This window comes from Enterobacter sp. WCHEn090032 (assembly GCF_003986875.1).
GTDB classification, from domain to species: domain Bacteria; phylum Pseudomonadota; class Gammaproteobacteria; order Enterobacterales; family Enterobacteriaceae; genus Enterobacter; species Enterobacter sichuanensis.
Map to the genome: position 1 here is coordinate 59,410 of NZ_RXRN01000013.1, position 15,058 is coordinate 74,467.

The following is a 15,058-nucleotide window of genomic DNA, read 5'->3' on the forward strand; positions in this document are numbered from 1 at the left end:
TTTAGCAAATTGGACTCATCATACCAGAGGCATGCAGTGGCAGGTAGCGCGGCAACGAGAGAAAAGAGGGATCACCGTTTCATTTTTGTGAAATTTACAATGCGGTCTGATCCGCGTCCGGGCCGTGATTTTTGCGTATACTGATGTTTTGTCTTACTTGACGGGGAAGGACGTCTGTCGTGGAAATTTCTTTTGGTCGCGCACTGTGGCGCAATTTTTTAGGCCAGTCTCCTGACTGGTACAAACTGATACTTCTGGTGTTCCTGGTTGTTAACCCTCTCCTCTTTTATGTGAACCCGTTCGTTGCCGGGTGGCTGCTGGTGGCGGAATTTATCTTCACCCTGGCGATGGCGCTGAAATGTTATCCTCTGTTGCCCGGCGGCTTGCTGGCGTTTGAAGCCGTGGTGATCGGCATGACCCGCGCGGAGCACGTCAAAGCGGAGCTGGCGTCAAATCTTGAAGTGCTTCTGCTGCTGATGTTTATGGTGGCGGGCATCTACTTTATGAAACAGCTGCTGCTGTTTATTTTCACGCGTCTGCTGCTCAGCATTCCGTCGAAAATGTTCCTCTCGCTGGCGTTTTGCCTCGCGGCTGCCTTCCTGTCAGCCTTCCTGGATGCACTGACGGTGGTCGCGGTGGTGATAAGCGTCGCGGTTGGATTCTACGGTATCTACCACCGTGTCGCCTCCTCTCGTCCGGGCGAGGATCTGCAGGATGACAGCCACGTCGAAGCGCATAACCGTGAAGTCCTGGAACAGTTTCGCGCCTTCCTGCGCAGCCTGATGATGCATGCCGGCGTCGGTACCGCCCTCGGGGGCGTAATGACGATGGTGGGTGAGCCGCAAAACCTGATCATTGCCAAAGCGGCGGGCTGGCACTTCGGCGATTTCTTCCTGAGAATGGCACCGGTGAGCGTACCGGTGCTTTTCTGCGGTCTGGCGACCTGTCTGCTGGTGGAGAAATTTCGTCTCTTTGGTTATGGGGCGCAACTGCCAGAGCCGGTGCGCCAGGAGCTGCATAAATTCGATCTGCAGAGCCGAAGCCAGCGGACGCGCCAGGAGACGCTGCGTCTGATTGCCCAGGGGATTATCGGCGTCTGGCTGATTGCGGCGCTGGCGCTCCATCTTGCCGAAGTGGGGCTGATTGGCCTGTCGGTCATTATTCTCGCCACCACCTTTACCGGCGTGACGGATGAACATGCCATCGGTAAAGCCTTTACCGAAGCCTTGCCGTTTACCGCCCTGCTGGCGGTATTCTTCGCCGTCGTGGCGGTGATTATCGACCAGCACCTGTTCGCGCCGATTATCGCCTTTGTTTTACAGGCCGCACCGGACGCGCAGCTCTCGCTGTTTTATCTGTTTAATGGCCTGCTCTCGTCGATCTCCGATAACGTCTTTGTCGGGACGGTCTACATCAACGAAGCCAAAGCCGCGATGGAGCAAGGCGTCATCAGCGCCGGTCAGTTTGAGCTACTGGCCGTGGCGATCAATACCGGCACCAACCTGCCGTCGGTGGCAACGCCCAATGGCCAGGCCGCTTTCCTGTTCCTGTTGACCTCTGCCCTCGCGCCACTCATACGGCTTTCTTATGGCAGGATGGTATGGATGGCGCTGCCCTATACGCTGGTGCTCACGTTCGTGGGATTGCTTTGCGTCAAAATTACCCTCATTCCCTGTACGCAGTGGATGATACAAGCGGGTATACTTGCGGCGCAGTAAAACAGGTATCGGTGGCGCGATAAATGAATTAGTTTACAATGCGCTTTCTAAGCATGTTCCAGGGAAATGATTATGTTGAGATTTTTAAACCAGTGCTCCCGCGGTCGCGGAGCGTGGTTGTTAATGGCCCTGACCGCCTTTGCGCTGGAAATGGTCGCGCTGTGGTTCCAGCATGTTATGGGGCTCAAGCCTTGCGTGCTTTGTATTTACGAACGCTGCGCGCTGTTTGGCATTATGGGTGCAGGCCTGGTCGGCGCCATTGCGCCGAAATCGCCGCTTCGCTATGCCGCGATTGCGATCTGGTTGTACAGCGCCTGGAAAGGGCTTGAACTCTCCTGGCAGCACACCATGATGCAGCTGCATCCGTCACCGTTTATGACCTGTGATTTTGCCGCCCGCTTCCCGAGCTGGCTGCCGCTGGATAAATGGCTGCCGCAGGTGTTCGTTGCATCCGGTGACTGCTCCGTTCGTCAGTGGGAATTCCTGACCCTGGAGATGCCGCAGTGGCTGGTGGGTATTTTTGCCGCCTACTTCGTCGTGGCGCTGCTGGTACTGATTGCTCAGCCGTTCAAACCGAAGAAACGCGATCTTTTTGGAAGGTAAACGCAAAACGGCAACCTCGGTTGCCGTTTTTAGTGTTTGCGCCCTCTCCCGTGGGAGAAAGTTGGGCTGAGGGCATCAGGCCGCACAAACACAAATAAAAAACCCGCTTCGGCGGGTTTTTTATTCTCAACGAGTCGGGTGATTCATGATGTGGTCTTCCCAGTCACGCACCTCGGACTCTTTCACTGCAATGTGGCGTACTGAGATACGTTCGCCGTGCATCGCCGCTTTTGAACCGGTGAGCAGCGGATGCCATGCCGGCAGATCTTTCCCCTCCGCCAGCAGGCGATACGCACAGGTATGCGGCAGCCATTCAAAGGTGGGCAGGTTCTCACGGGTTAACTTGATGCAGTCTGGCTCGAACTCGAAGCGGCGCTCATAGTTGCGGCACTGGCAGGTTTTAATGTTTAACTGCTTGCAGGCCACGTTGGTGAAGTAAATTTCGTCCGTGTCTTCATCCATCAGCTTGTGCAGGCAGCACTGCCCGCAGCCGTCGCACAATGATTCCCATTCCGCGTCAGTCATGTCGTCGAGAGTTTTGCTTTGCCAGAAAGGGATGTCGTTCATCGGGATGTCCACACGTCAAAAGAAAGCGCACCTTATAACGAGTCTGGCACGTTGTTGCAAGTTTTGCCGCCCTCTTCAGGCGGCAAAGTGGGATTACAGCACGCGGGTTTTCAGCGCCAGGCCGTTAAACCCGACTTCCAGTTCATCACCGCTCGCCAGCGGGCCCACGCCTTCAGGGGTACCGGTCAGAATCACATCCCCCGGCTTCAGGGTAAAGTAGCGGCTCATGTAGGCAATCAGCGGCACAATCTTATGGATCATGTCTGCCGTGGTGCCCTGCTGGCGGATCTCGCCGTTAACCTTCAGGCTGAGCTCTGTGTTCTGCGGATCGTGGGTAAATTCGCTCACCGGAATAAACGCCGAGATGGGGCAGGAATTATCAAACCCTTTGGCTTTTTCCCACGGCTGCCCGGCTTTCTTCAGCTTGCCCTGGACATCGCGCAGGGTCAGATCCAGCGCCACGCCGTATCCGGCAATCGCTTTCTGCACATGCTCTTCTGAAGCCTGTCGCAGCGTCGCGCCAATCAGCACGGCGAGTTCAACCTCGTGATGCACCGAACCAAGCCCCTGCGGCAGCGCCAGCGGCTGGCGGATATCGCACAGCGCCGTTTCTGGCTTGATGAACAGGACCGGCTCTTCTGGCGTCGCGCTGCCCATCTCCTGGATATGTTTGGCATAGTTGCTGCCCACGCAAACCACTTTGCTGACAGGATAATCCAGTAATGCCCCTTGCCAGTTATGATGTTGATACATGGTCGACCCCTAAACGGTTGATGTGTTGTGCCCGAAAACAGTTAAGGCTATTTTTTCCCGTTCGCCTCAAGATGCTGTTTTAATAAATTCTCGGGTGGCGGTGGAAGCTGTAAATAATAGCCTTGTTCGGCTAATGCCGTTTTCACTTTATCCAGATCGGCATTCACCAGTTTCTTACGACCATCGAGCGGCAGCAGCATCACCAACTGTGGTCGGCCAAAGTTCTTCATTAATTCTTCAGGCACGCGTGAAAAATCGTCTTTCTTTTCGACATAAAGATAGGTCTGGTCACGGCTTGTACTTCTGTAGATCACACAAAACATGTTTTTACTCTGAATTAATGGGTGGTTGCTTGCCTCAATATACTCCTGACTATAACATGCCTGATACTCTTCGGAATATCGCAGCGAGTGGTTGCGGTTAATAGCAAATTGAGTAAGGCCAGGATGTCAAACACGCCCATCGAGCTTAAAGGCAGTAGCTTCACCTTATCAGTGGTACATTTGCATGATGCAAAACCCGAGGTTATTCGTCAGGCGTTAGAAGACAAAATCGCCCAGGCTCCCGCCTTTCTGAAACATGCCCCTGTTGTGATCAATGTCAGCGGTCTTGAGGCGCCGGTTAACTGGAAGCTTCTCCAGCAGGCGGTCTCCTCTACCGGACTGCGTATTGTGGGCATCAGTGGCTGTAAAGATCCCGAGCTGAAAGCGGAAATCGACCGTGCGGGGCTGCCGCTTCTGAATGAAGGCAAAGAAAAAACCCCGCGTGCGGCACCCGTTGCCGTCGAAACGCCCCCTCCTGCGGTGCAAAACGTTACAACCATCACAAAAACGCGAATGATTGATGTGCCGGTTCGTTCCGGTCAGCGCATTTATGCGCCAAACTGTGATCTAATTGTTACAAGCCACGTCAGCGCTGGCGCTGAGCTGATTGCAGATGGCAATATTCACGTTTACGGTATGATGCGTGGACGTGCGCTCGCCGGGGCAAGTGGCGATCGGGACGCGCAAATTTTTTGTACTCATCTGACGGCGGAACTGGTCTCCATCGCAGGTGAATATTGGCTGAGCGACAAGATCCCAGCCGAATTTTATGGCAAAGCGGCTCGCCTGCTTCTGGCAGACGACGCGTTGACCGTTCAACCGTTGAATTGATCCCTTTTTAACAAGGAATTTCTATGGCACGCATTATTGTTGTTACTTCGGGTAAAGGAGGCGTTGGCAAGACCACCTCCAGCGCGGCCATCGCTACTGGTTTGGCCCAGAAGGGAAAGAAAACCGTCGTTATCGACTTCGATATCGGTCTGCGTAACCTCGACCTCATCATGGGATGTGAGCGTCGCGTCGTGTATGACTTCGTTAACGTCATTCAGGGCGATGCCACGCTGAACCAGGCGCTGATTAAAGACAAACGCACCGAGAACCTCTACATTCTCCCGGCTTCTCAGACGCGTGACAAAGACGCCCTGACCCGTGAAGGGGTGGAAAAGGTGCTCGACGAGCTGAAAAAAATGGAGTTCGACTTCATTGTCTGCGACTCCCCTGCCGGCATCGAAACCGGTGCCCTGATGGCGCTCTACTTCGCCGATGAAGCGATCATCACCACCAACCCTGAAGTGTCATCCGTGCGTGACTCAGACCGCATTCTGGGGATCCTCGCCTCTAAATCCCGTCGTGCGGAAAATGGCGAAGACCCGATTAAAGAACACCTGCTGCTTACCCGCTATAACCCTGGTCGCGTGAACAAAGGTGATATGCTGAGCATGGAAGACGTGCTGGAGATCCTGCGCATTAAACTGGTGGGCGTTATCCCGGAAGATCAGTCCGTGTTACGCGCCTCTAACCAGGGTGAGCCCGTGATCCTGGATACAACGGCAGATGCAGGTAAAGCGTATGCTGATACTGTTGACCGTCTGCTGGGAGAAGAACGTCCTTTCCGCTTCATTGAAGAAGAGAAGAAAGGTTTCCTCAAACGCCTGTTCGGAGGATAAGTTATGGCATTACTGGACTTTTTTCTCTCGCGGAAAAAGAACACCGCCAACATCGCAAAAGAACGTCTGCAAATTATCGTTGCGGAGCGTCGTCGTAGCGACGCCGAGCCTCACTACCTGCCGCAGCTGCGTAAGGACATCCTGGAAGTGATCTGTAAGTATGTGCAGATTGACCCGGAGATGGTGACGGTGCAGCTGGAACAAAAAGACGGGGATATTTCGATTCTGGAGTTGAACGTGACGCTCCCGGAAGCGGAAGAGTCCCGTCCGTAGGTTTGTGATTTCATAGCCCCGGTAAGCGCAGCGCCACCGGGGGAATATGCCGGGTTATCACCCGGCATATTTTTTATCGCGGATAACCTTCCAGCAGCGTATTCAGGCGATCGGCCATCAATTCCCCGCGCCAGCCCGCCATCATTTCCGGTAAGCCATTCTGCGGCTTCAGCTTCCAGTGCCAGTTCAGCAGCTGATTAATCTGTCGGCGTGATGCGAGCAGTTCAGCACTCAGCTTGCTTTCCGTAGCAACGGCCTGAACCAGGGCTTTGATGTCCTTGAACGCCTTGCGGTAGCCCGGCATATCCATCAGATTCAGCAGCGGTTCCGGCAGCTTGTCATCAGGCAATTCCTGCGCTTTCGCAACCAGCGCAAGCAGGGTTTTACCGTGGAAACGGATCTCACTGCCCGAAAGCCCAATGCTGTCCAGTTCGCCCAGGCTGCCCGGCATATAGCGTGCCACCGCCCAGAGATGCTCTTCACGCACCACAAAGTTAACCGCCAGATCGCGCTCGCGCGCTTTACGCAGACGCCAGTCCGCTAACAGCTGCAGGCAGGCCAGCTGACGCGTACGCAGTTGCCACGCGTTGCTGATATCGCGCCAGGCCTCTTTCGGGTCCACCACTTCCTGGCGACGCTGCTGGGTCATACGGCACTCATCCAGCGCGGCAGGCAGCCAGCCAGAGGCTTCCGCCTCTTTCATCAGTTGTCCGGCAATCGGCAGCAGGTAAAACACGTCTGCCGCCGCATATTCCAGCTGACGCTCGGTAAGCGGACGCGCCAGCCAGTCAGTACGGGATTCGCTTTTATCCAGCGTCAGCCCCGTGTACTCCTCCACCATGGCGGCAAAGCCCCACGAAAGCGGACGATTGCTGAACGCGGCAAGGATCTGCGTATCAATCAGCGGCTGGGGCATGATGCCAAAGGTGTTCAGAAAGACTTCCAGATCTTCACTGCCTGCGTGCAGGTATTTCGTCACGGCGGTATCAAGCAGCAGGTCGCGCATCGGCGTCCAGTCAGTAATACCAAGAGGGTCAATCAGCGACACGTGTTTACCGTCGTACATCTGTATCAACCCCAGCTGAGGATAGTATGTCCGGGTACGGACAAACTCGGTATCCAGGGCAATGGCAGGAAAGTCGCGCGTCACTTCGCACAGCGAAGCCAGCTCGTCATTGGTCGTGATCATCTGGTAATTCAAAACGGGTTCTCTTTTGTTTGCGCCCATAAAAAACGCCGGCTTAACCGGCGTCTGGGCGATTAGCGTGAAGCTCAGGCCTTATTGTCTACTTTGCCACGGGCTTCGTCACGTAATTCTCGTCGTAATATCTTTCCGACGTTGGATTTCGGTAGCTCATCGCGGAATTCAACCAGTTTCGGCACCTTGTAGCCCGTCAGCTGACGACGGCAGAACGTGACCAGCTCCTCCTCGGTGAGAGAAGGATCTTTCTTGACCACAAATATTTTGACCGCTTCACCGCTGCTGCCGGAAGGCACCCCGACGGCCGCCACTTCGAGTACGCCGCTGTGCTGCATCACCACGTCTTCGATCTCATTCGGATAGACGTTGAAGCCGGAGACCAGAATCATGTCTTTCTTGCGATCGACAATGCGCAGGAAGCCCTCTTCGTCCATCACCGCGATATCGCCGGTGTGGAGCCAGCCGTCTTTGATGATTTCGTCGGTGGCATCAGGACGCTGCCAGTACCCCAGCATGACCTGTGGACCTTTGACGCACAGCTCGCCTGGTTCACCCGGCGCGACTTCATTATCGTTATCATCGACCAGTTTGGCCTCCGTGGACGGCACAGGCAGACCAATGCTGCCGCTGTGATAGTCGATATCATGCGGGTTCACGCTGACCAGCGGCGCACATTCCGTCAGACCGTAGCCCTCAAGCAAATACTGCCCGGTGAGCTTTACCCAGCGCTCAGCGACCGCCTGCTGAACCGGCATGCCGCCGCCCGCAGAGAGGTGCAGCGTGGAGAAATCCAGCTGCTGGAACTCTTTGTTGTTAAGCAGCGCGTTAAACAGGGTGTTTACCCCGGTCATGGCGGTGAACGGGTATTTCGCCAGCTCTTTCACCAGCCCCGGAATATCGCGCGGGTTCGTAATCAGGACGTTCTGGCCACCGAGCTCAATAAACAGCAGGCAGTTCATGGTCAGTGCGAAAATGTGATATAGCGGCAGCGCGGTAATGACCAGCTCTTTGCCAGGATGCAGCAGCGGCCCGTAAGTGGCATTCACCTGCTCAAGGTTTGCCAGCATGTTGCGGTGGGTCAGCATCGCCCCTTTGGCTACGCCGGTGGTACCGCCGGTGTATTGCAGGAAAGCCAGGTCTTCCGATACCAACTCCGGCTTAACGTACTGCATACGGTAGCCCGCATGCAGGGCACGGCGGAAAGAGATGGCATCCGGCAGGTGGTATTTTGGCACCAGACGTTTGATGTATTTAACGACAAAGTTAACCAGCGTGCCTTTGGCGGTGGAGAGTTGATCCCCCATGCGCGTCAGGATGACGTGTTTAACCTGGGTTCTGTCGACCACTTTTTCCAGCGTATGGGCAAAGTTGGAGACAATCACAATCGCGGCCGCACCGCTGTCGTTCAGCTGATGCTCCAGCTCGCGCGGGGTATACAGCGGGTTGACGTTGACGACAATCATCCCGGCACGCAGGATACCAAACAGCGCCACCGGGTATTGCAGCAGGTTTGGCATCATCAGCGCGACGCGGTCCCCTTTTTGCAGCCCCAGTCCTTCCTGCAGATAAGCCGCAAACGCCCGGCTACGCTCCTCAAGCTTACGGAACGTCATCACCTCGCCCATATTCACAAATGCGGGCTGGTCCGCGTAGCGCCTTACCGAGTGCTCAAATAATTCCACCAGGGATTGATAACGGTCAGGATTGATCTCCGCAGGCACATCTGCGGGATAACGGTTAAGCCAAACCTTTTTCAATGCATCACCTCTGAACTGAGTGTTCGTCGTCATCACAACCCCGATAATAAACAGTTTGTTAACATTATATTAACTCAGCGTACCAGTTTATTAATTGTCCAGATTTAAGGTTGCGAAGCGCGTCACTCTTTTTTTTCGTTGTAGCCGTAAAAAAACAGAGACAGCGGCTGAGCCGCTGTCTCTTTTCTAACAATAACAGTAAGTTACTCAGTAACGATGGTCTGTACCTGTGCAGGTCCCGGGTTATACCAGCCCCAGCCCGGGTAGCCGTAACGGTAAGGGTGTGGACCCCACATCCACGGATCGATCGGCTGAGGCGGCATGATCACCTGCTGTGCCAGCCGCCAGCGTTTATAGCCGTTAACCTGCATGGTCATAAATTTATACGGCGTATTACCGATTTTGCCCTGCACCGCGCCGGTTATCGGCCCGACGACGGTCACCAGCTGTCCGCGAAAATCGACCGGATCGAGGAAACCACTGACGTCGGCATAGATACGTCCGCGGGAGGCCTCACCCAGCACAGGGCGTGCGCCGCTGTCCAGGGGAACAGTCGCGATCTCCAGACGGGTTTTTCCCTGCTGGTTTTGCACTTCAATCACTTTCCCGCCGAAGCGCGCTTCCTGGCCAACGTAGAGCTCAGGGGCATTCATCACTCGCACCAGATCCTGCTGTGGCGTCGGGCTGGAGCTCTTAATCGCATCAGGCACGGAAACGCATCCGCTCAGTGCTATGGCAACAGCGCCTGCCATAAAAAGGCGTACTACTTTAGTCTGAACCGCCATGATGCGACTCCTTTTTCTCAGTTCCTGTTACTGAGATTCACTCGCGGCCCGGAAGTTTCTTCCATGCGACGGTGTTTCGCAAATAAACCGGCTCCGCGTGTTCCACGGCAACGGTTTTTCCTGCTGCGAGCAGTTGGCTGGCAATGGGAAGCATATCCTCTGCCGCAGGCAATAGCATGTTGCCGTCCACCAGCGTCACCCCGGTATCCTTCGCCATCTCAGGCCATGCAGGCCAGCCCGTGCCGACGGTCGCCCACTCACCGGAGAGCTGTTTCAGTCGTTCGGTCACCGCTTGTGGCTTAAGTACCGCTTCCGTCTCTTCACCGTGCCACACGCCCTGCGCGTCGCGGGTGTATTCAGCCCAGTAGACTTCGCCCATACGGGCGTCAATCGCGGCCAGGACGCGGGTGGCCCCGGTCATACGCCAGGCGCCCTGCGCCATGGTGGCGAGGGTAGAGACGCCAATCATCGGCAGCTCAGCGCCCAGCGCCAGCCCCTGGGCAATGCCAATGCCAATACGCACGCCGGTAAAGCTGCCCGGGCCACGGCCAAAGGCCAGCGCGTCGAGGTCGGTTAAGGCGGTATTGCTCCGGGTTAAGATCGCCTTAACCAGGGGCAGAATGCGCTGGGTGTGTTCCCGTGGGCACTCTTCGAAATGAGCAGAAACAGCACCGTTGTTCAACAGAGCAACAGAGCAAGCCTCTGTTGCGGTATCAATAGCCAGAATTCGCATCAGTCGTCGCGCTCTCGCAAGGGTCAGTCACAAAATGGCGCGCATCTTAGCACACTCCGAGGTAAATTACTCCGCCGTTGGGTTTGCCAGGAAACGCACCGCGCGTTTTATGTCCCGCGTCCGCGGTGCGGGCGGCAGGCTGGCGAGGAAGGTTGCGCCGTACGGGCGCATCACCAGCCGGTTATCACAGATGACCAGCACGCCGCGATCGGTGACGTCGCGGATCAATCTCCCTACCCCTTGCTTAAGGGTGATCACCGCGTCCGGCAGCTGTACCTCGTCAAATGGATCGCCGCCGCGCAGGCGGCAGTCTTCCATCCGCGCCTTCAGCAACGGGTCGTCCGGGGAGGTAAACGGCAGCTTATCGATGATCACAAGCGACAGGGTGTCTCCGCGTACATCCACCCCTTCCCAGAAGCTGCTGGTGGCCACCAGCAGAGCATTACCGGCGCTGACGAACTGCTGCAGCAGTTGCCCTTTGCTGGTTTCTCCCTGCAGCAGTACCGGCAGGGTCATGGTGGCACGGAACTGCTCCGCGAGGTCGCGCATCATGGCGTGAGAGGTGCAAAGCATAAAGCAGCGGCCGTTATTGGCCTCGATCATCGGTTTTAGCATTGCCGCCAGGTGGCGCGCCGCACCCGGCTGGTTTGGCAGCGGAAGATTACGCGGCACGCAAAGCAGCGCCTGTTTTTCGTAATCAAACGGGCTGGGCAGCAACAGCGACTCCGCCTGTTCAATGCCAAGCCGTTCCGTGAAGTGATGCAGATCGTCATTCACCGACAGCGTTGCCGACGTGAAGATCCAGCTGCCAGGTTTTTGCGCCATCACCTCTTTAAATTTATCCGCCACCGTCAGCGGCGTGAGCGCCAGCGTGAAATGGCGCGAGGTGCATTCATACCAGTAGCTGAACCCCGGCTGGTTAATCTCTTTTAACCGTTTGAGCCGCCCGCGATAGAGCGTGGCGCGCTCGAACGCGGCATCCAGCAGCGCGGAACGGCCAAGCGACAATTTCGCGACGTCGTAGCAGAGCTCCAGGGCGTCATCGAGCAGCAGCAGCGCGCGCTGGATATTTTTATCTGCCAACAGCTCGCGCAGGTTCCCGCGATAGCCCGGCTCGCCGAGCTGTAACCGGAAGTCCTGCGCGCTTTGGGCCAGGCGATCGGCACACTTCTGCAACTGCTGGGTATCTTTTAATTCGGTGCGGTAAGCGATGGTGAAATCTTTCGCCAGATCCAGCAGCTGGCGGCTGGAGAGCGACTGGCCAAAATACTGGCTGGCGATATCCGGGAGCTGGTGGGCTTCATCAAAGATCATGACCTCCGCCTCCGGGATCAGCTCACCAAAGCCGCTGTCCTTGACCACCATATCCGCAAGAAACAGGTGATGGTTGACCACCACCACATCGGCATCCATCGCCGTTTTGCGCGCTTTCACCACAAAGCAGTCTTTGTACAGCGGGCAGTCGCTGCCGAGGCAGTTGTCGTTGGTACTGGTCACCAGCGGCCAGGCCGGCGAGTCTTCCGGCACGCTCGCGCAGGTACTGATATCCCCCTCTTCCGTCTGGTTGGCCCAGGCGCGAAGGATAATGACGTCACTCAGGGTCTGCACCGGCAAATCGCCGCCCGCCAGCGCCTGTTGCTCAAGGCGCTCGAGGCAGAGATAGTTAGAGCGCCCCTTCAGCAGCGCCAGCCGGCCTTTGTATTTCAGCGCTTTTGCCACCGTCGGCAAATCCCGGCTGTAGAGCTGATCCTGCAGCGCTTTCGAGCCGGTCGAGATGATCACCTTTTTTTTCGCCCGCAGCGCGGGAGCAAGGTAGGCGTAAGTTTTCCCCGTACCGGTTCCGGCCTCCACCACCAGCGGCTGCGCCTTATCAATGGCCCGCGCCACGGCGTGTGCCATCTGCCGCTGAGGTTCACGCGGTTTGAAGCCGGGAATGGCTTGTGCTAACTGACCTTCAGGGGAAAAATCGTCTGCCACGGTGCTCTCTCACTGTATTTTTGCACAGGGATTATGTCAGCCCATCCTCTCCAGTGCCACCCCAAATAGTGACGACGACGGAACAATATGGCAGTCTTGCCGCCTGATGACGAAAAATAACGAGGAAACGTTTATGACAATTGTGCGCATTGATGCCGAAGCCCGCTGGTCTGATGTAGTCATTCATAACCAGACGCTCTACTACACCGGCGTACCGGCGAATCTGGACGCGGATGCGTTCGAACAAACGGCGAACACCCTGGCGCAGATCGATGCGGTGCTTGAAAAGCAAGGTAGTGACAAATCGCGCATTCTGGATGCGACGATTTTTCTGGCAAACAAAGACGATTTCGCGGCCATGAACAGAGCCTGGGATGCCTGGGTGGTGGCGGGTCACGCGCCTGTACGTTGTACCGTACAGGCCACGCTGATGAAGCCGGAATACAAGGTAGAGATTAAGATTATCGCGGCAGTGTAGGCCGGTTACTCTTCCTCTTCATCCTCGAAACGCGCCACGATCCGCTCGCCGGTATGGGTGGCGCGAAGTTCTTCCGCCACCTGGGAAATGGCCTGCCCGCTGCTCATCCCATGGGACATCAGTTCCTGAATTCGCTCAACCGCTTTCTGCTGTTGCTCGTGGCTCAGAGAAGGTAAACCTGCAAACATCGTCAACTCCTGCTAAATTATTCGCGCTAATTATTTCACGCTGCCCGGTAGTATGCCACACATGAACATGCGCTTGCCCACTGTTATTACCCTGCCCTGGCGTACTGACGCCGCTGAGTTCTGGTTTGCCCGTCTGAGCCATCTTCCTTTTGCGATGTTGCTGCATTCCGGCCATGCGGATCATCCCTATAGCCGCTTTGATATCCTGGTCGCCGATCCGCTAAAGACGCTGACGACCCATGACCTGCCGTCCACGGACGATCCGCTGCTGCGGCTTCAGGAGGCTATCGATGCGCTGGGCTTGTCTGCCCTGCCGAATCCCGATCTCCCCTTCCAGGGCGGCGCGCTGGGCCTGTTTGGCTACGATCTTGGCCGTCGCTTTGAAACGCTGCCCTCAGTGGCGAAAGCGGATATTCCGCTGCCGGATATGGCCGTAGGGCTTTATGACTGGGCGCTGATTGTCGATCACCATAAGCAGGTGGTCTCTTTACTCAGCCATTCGGATGTCGACGCGCGCCTGGCCTGGCTGGAAGCGCAGCAGCCTGCCGCCGCGCCGGATTTCCGCCTGACCTCTGACTGGCGTTCAAATATGACGCCCGGGGCATATGCAGAAAAATTTGCCCGCGTGCAGGCGTATCTGCAAAGCGGCGACTGCTATCAGGTAAATCTCGCCCAGCGTTTCCAGGCAACCTATGAGGGCGATGAATGGCAGACCTTTATCCGCCTTAACGCCACTAACCGGGCACCGTTCAGCGCCTTTATCCGTCTGGAACAGGGGGCCATTGTCAGCCTGTCGCCTGAGCGCTTTATCCATCTTGCGGAGGGCAACATTCAGACGCGGCCGATTAAGGGCACATTGCCACGCCTTGCCGATCCCGATGCTGACCGCCAGCAGGCGGAAAAACTGGCCGCCTCACCGAAGGACCGCGCTGAAAACCTGATGATTGTCGATCTGATGCGCAACGATATTGGCCGGGTGGCCGTGCCGGGCAGCGTGCGGGTGCCGGAACTGTTCGTCGTCGAGCCTTTCCCGGCGGTCCATCATCTGGTCAGCACCATTACCGCGCGACTGCCGGCCTCGCGGACGGCCTGCGATCTTCTGCGCGCCGCGTTCCCGGGCGGCTCGATAACCGGCGCACCGAAAGTGCGGGCGATGGAGATTATCGATGAGCTGGAGCCCCACCGCCGCAACGCCTGGTGCGGGAGTATTGGCTACATCAGCCTGTGCGGCACCCTGGATACCAGCATTACCATCCGCACGCTGACTGCCTGTAACGGAAACCTTTACTGTTCGGCCGGCGGCGGCATCGTGGCCGACAGCCAGGTCGATGCGGAATATCAGGAAACCTTTGATAAAGTTAACCGTATTCTGAAACAACTGGAGTAACCACGGGTGGAAAAAGAGAACCTGACGCTGGATGCATTTTTATCGCGCTTTCAGCTACTACGGCCCCAGGTCAACCGCGAAGCGCTGAATCAGCGCCAGGCGGCGGTGCTGATCCCGGTCGTGCGGCGTGCACAGCCGGGCCTGCTGCTCACCCAGCGCTCTGCCCATCTGCGCAAACACGCCGGTCAGGTCGCTTTTCCTGGCGGCGCCGTCGACAGTTCCGATACCTCGCTGATTGCCGCCGCGCTGCGGGAAGCGCAGGAAGAGGTGGCGATTCCGCCGGAGGCGGTTGAGGTCATTGGCGTGCTGCCGCCCGTCGACAGCGTTACCGGTTTCCAGGTCACGCCGGTGGTGGGCATTATCCCGCCGGACCTGCAGTATCATGCCAGCGTGGATGAAGTCTCCGCCGTGTTTGAGATGCCGCTGGAAGAAGCCCTTCGGTTAAGCCGTTATCATCCGCTGGATATCCACCGCCGGGGTCATGACCATCGGGTGTGGTTGTCCTGGTATCAGCATTATTTTGTCTGGGGCATGACCGCGGGCATTATTCGTGAACTGGCGTTGCAAATCGGCCTGAAGCCTTGACTATACTTTACATTCCACCTTCTTTTGCCTGGTTTGCGATCTGCGTCGCGCTATTAGCAAAAC

17 protein-coding genes are annotated in these 15,058 nt (G+C 56.6%); 8 read left to right on the forward strand and 9 right to left on the reverse strand.

Translation table 11 applies throughout. The annotated features are described in order from the left end of the window. Positions 1–179: 179 nt before the first annotated feature. On the forward strand, positions 180–1,718 hold the full coding sequence (nhaB, locus tag EKN83_RS13010; RefSeq protein ID WP_047958930.1) for a Na(+)/H(+) antiporter NhaB: 1,539 nt from the start codon (positions 180–182) through the stop codon (positions 1,716–1,718). 72 nt (positions 1,719–1,790) lie between these two features. After that, positions 1,791–2,321, forward strand: a complete 531-nt coding sequence (gene dsbB / locus EKN83_RS13015) for a disulfide bond formation protein DsbB (RefSeq protein ID WP_045285485.1) — start codon at positions 1,791–1,793, stop codon at positions 2,319–2,321. Positions 2,322–2,447: 126 nt separating this feature from the next. On the opposite strand, the gene EKN83_RS13020 is transcribed toward dsbB, so the two are convergent. The 3 genes from EKN83_RS13020 to EKN83_RS13030 all read right to left on the reverse strand — a co-directional run bounded on the left by EKN83_RS13020 (position 2,448) and on the right by EKN83_RS13030 (position 3,964). Further along, on the reverse strand, positions 2,448–2,888 hold the full coding sequence (locus tag EKN83_RS13020) for a YcgN family cysteine cluster protein (protein ID WP_032672443.1): 441 nt from the start codon (positions 2,886–2,888) through the stop codon (positions 2,448–2,450). Positions 2,889–2,981: 93 nt separating this feature from the next. After that, positions 2,982–3,641: a fumarylacetoacetate hydrolase family protein gene (locus EKN83_RS13025; RefSeq protein WP_126801090.1), complete on the reverse strand. Its 660-nt coding sequence runs from the start codon at positions 3,639–3,641 to the stop codon at positions 2,982–2,984. Between the two features lie 47 nt (positions 3,642–3,688). Then, positions 3,689–3,964, reverse strand: a complete 276-nt coding sequence (locus EKN83_RS13030) for a YcgL domain-containing protein (RefSeq protein WP_025756878.1) — start codon at positions 3,962–3,964, stop codon at positions 3,689–3,691. Between the two features lie 123 nt (positions 3,965–4,087). Here EKN83_RS13030 and minC point away from each other — a divergent pair, with 123 nt between their 5' ends. From minC to minE, 3 genes are read left to right on the forward strand one after another with little or no spacing between them, the layout of a single operon-like run. After that, positions 4,088–4,795: a septum site-determining protein MinC gene (gene minC, locus EKN83_RS13035; RefSeq protein WP_025756879.1), complete on the forward strand. Its 708-nt coding sequence runs from the start codon at positions 4,088–4,090 to the stop codon at positions 4,793–4,795. A gap of 23 nt (positions 4,796–4,818) precedes the next feature. Continuing rightward, a complete protein-coding gene (gene minD / locus EKN83_RS13040; protein ID WP_013096144.1) occupies positions 4,819–5,631 on the forward strand; it encodes a septum site-determining protein MinD in 813 nt (270 codons plus the stop codon). 3 nt (positions 5,632–5,634) lie between these two features. Then, positions 5,635–5,904: a cell division topological specificity factor MinE gene (gene minE, locus EKN83_RS13045; RefSeq protein ID WP_008500504.1), complete on the forward strand. Its 270-nt coding sequence runs from the start codon at positions 5,635–5,637 to the stop codon at positions 5,902–5,904. A gap of 73 nt (positions 5,905–5,977) precedes the next feature. Here minE and rnd read toward each other — a convergent pair whose 3' ends face one another. The 5 genes from rnd to EKN83_RS13070 all read right to left on the reverse strand — a co-directional run bounded on the left by rnd (position 5,978) and on the right by EKN83_RS13070 (position 12,357). Beyond that, on the reverse strand, positions 5,978–7,105 hold the full coding sequence (rnd, locus tag EKN83_RS13050) for a ribonuclease D (RefSeq protein WP_088244435.1): 1,128 nt from the start codon (positions 7,103–7,105) through the stop codon (positions 5,978–5,980). A 71-nt stretch (positions 7,106–7,176) separates the two neighbouring features. After that, complete coding sequence (gene fadD / locus EKN83_RS13055) at positions 7,177–8,862, reverse strand: long-chain-fatty-acid--CoA ligase FadD (protein ID WP_123072414.1); 1,686 nt, start codon at positions 8,860–8,862, stop codon at positions 7,177–7,179. Positions 8,863–9,065: 203 nt separating this feature from the next. Then, on the reverse strand, positions 9,066–9,647 hold the full coding sequence (locus tag EKN83_RS13060; RefSeq protein ID WP_126801091.1) for a Slp family lipoprotein: 582 nt from the start codon (positions 9,645–9,647) through the stop codon (positions 9,066–9,068). 37 nt (positions 9,648–9,684) lie between these two features. Next, entirely contained in the window at positions 9,685–10,380 is a 696-nt protein-coding gene (gene tsaB / locus EKN83_RS13065; protein WP_126801092.1) for a tRNA (adenosine(37)-N6)-threonylcarbamoyltransferase complex dimerization subunit type 1 TsaB, read from the reverse strand. A 66-nt stretch (positions 10,381–10,446) separates the two neighbouring features. Next, on the reverse strand, positions 10,447–12,357 hold the full coding sequence (locus EKN83_RS13070; protein WP_047958934.1) for an ATP-dependent DNA helicase: 1,911 nt from the start codon (positions 12,355–12,357) through the stop codon (positions 10,447–10,449). A gap of 133 nt (positions 12,358–12,490) precedes the next feature. Between EKN83_RS13070 and EKN83_RS13075 the strand changes: the two genes are divergently transcribed. Then, positions 12,491–12,835, forward strand: a complete 345-nt coding sequence (locus tag EKN83_RS13075; protein WP_029742004.1) for a RidA family protein — start codon at positions 12,491–12,493, stop codon at positions 12,833–12,835. Between the two features lie 5 nt (positions 12,836–12,840). On the opposite strand, the gene EKN83_RS13080 is transcribed toward EKN83_RS13075, so the two are convergent. After that, a complete protein-coding gene (locus EKN83_RS13080) occupies positions 12,841–13,023 on the reverse strand; it encodes a YoaH family protein (protein WP_126801093.1) in 183 nt (60 codons plus the stop codon). Between the two features lie 61 nt (positions 13,024–13,084). Between EKN83_RS13080 and pabB the strand changes: the two genes are divergently transcribed. Further along, positions 13,085–14,410: an aminodeoxychorismate synthase component 1 gene (gene pabB, locus EKN83_RS13085; RefSeq protein ID WP_126801094.1), complete on the forward strand. Its 1,326-nt coding sequence runs from the start codon at positions 13,085–13,087 to the stop codon at positions 14,408–14,410. A 6-nt stretch (positions 14,411–14,416) separates the two neighbouring features. Then, entirely contained in the window at positions 14,417–14,995 is a 579-nt protein-coding gene (locus EKN83_RS13090; RefSeq protein WP_095450099.1) for a CoA pyrophosphatase, read from the forward strand. The last annotated feature ends 63 nt before the right edge of the window (positions 14,996–15,058 follow it).

Coding starts and splice junctions, on each gene's coding strand:
- minE (WP_008500504.1), top strand. CDS start 5,635: ATGGCATTACTGGACTTTTTTCTCTCGCGGAAAAAGAACACCGCCAAC.
- dsbB (WP_045285485.1), top strand. CDS start 1,791: ATGTTGAGATTTTTAAACCAGTGCTCCCGCGGTCGCGGAGCGTGGTTG.
- EKN83_RS13075 (WP_029742004.1), top strand. CDS start 12,491: ATGACAATTGTGCGCATTGATGCCGAAGCCCGCTGGTCTGATGTAGTC.
- EKN83_RS13020 (WP_032672443.1), bottom strand. CDS start 2,888: ATGAACGACATCCCTTTCTGGCAAAGCAAAACTCTCGACGACATGACT.
- EKN83_RS13060 (WP_126801091.1), bottom strand. CDS start 9,647: ATGGCGGTTCAGACTAAAGTAGTACGCCTTTTTATGGCAGGCGCTGTT.
- pabB (WP_126801094.1), top strand. CDS start 13,085: ATGAACATGCGCTTGCCCACTGTTATTACCCTGCCCTGGCGTACTGAC.
- minD (WP_013096144.1), top strand. CDS start 4,819: ATGGCACGCATTATTGTTGTTACTTCGGGTAAAGGAGGCGTTGGCAAG.
- EKN83_RS13025 (WP_126801090.1), bottom strand. CDS start 3,641: ATGTATCAACATCATAACTGGCAAGGGGCATTACTGGATTATCCTGTC.
- EKN83_RS13080 (WP_126801093.1), bottom strand. CDS start 13,023: ATGTTTGCAGGTTTACCTTCTCTGAGCCACGAGCAACAGCAGAAAGCG.
- EKN83_RS13030 (WP_025756878.1), bottom strand. CDS start 3,964: ATGTTTTGTGTGATCTACAGAAGTACAAGCCGTGACCAGACCTATCTT.
- tsaB (WP_126801092.1), bottom strand. CDS start 10,380: ATGCGAATTCTGGCTATTGATACCGCAACAGAGGCTTGCTCTGTTGCT.
- minC (WP_025756879.1), top strand. CDS start 4,088: ATGTCAAACACGCCCATCGAGCTTAAAGGCAGTAGCTTCACCTTATCA.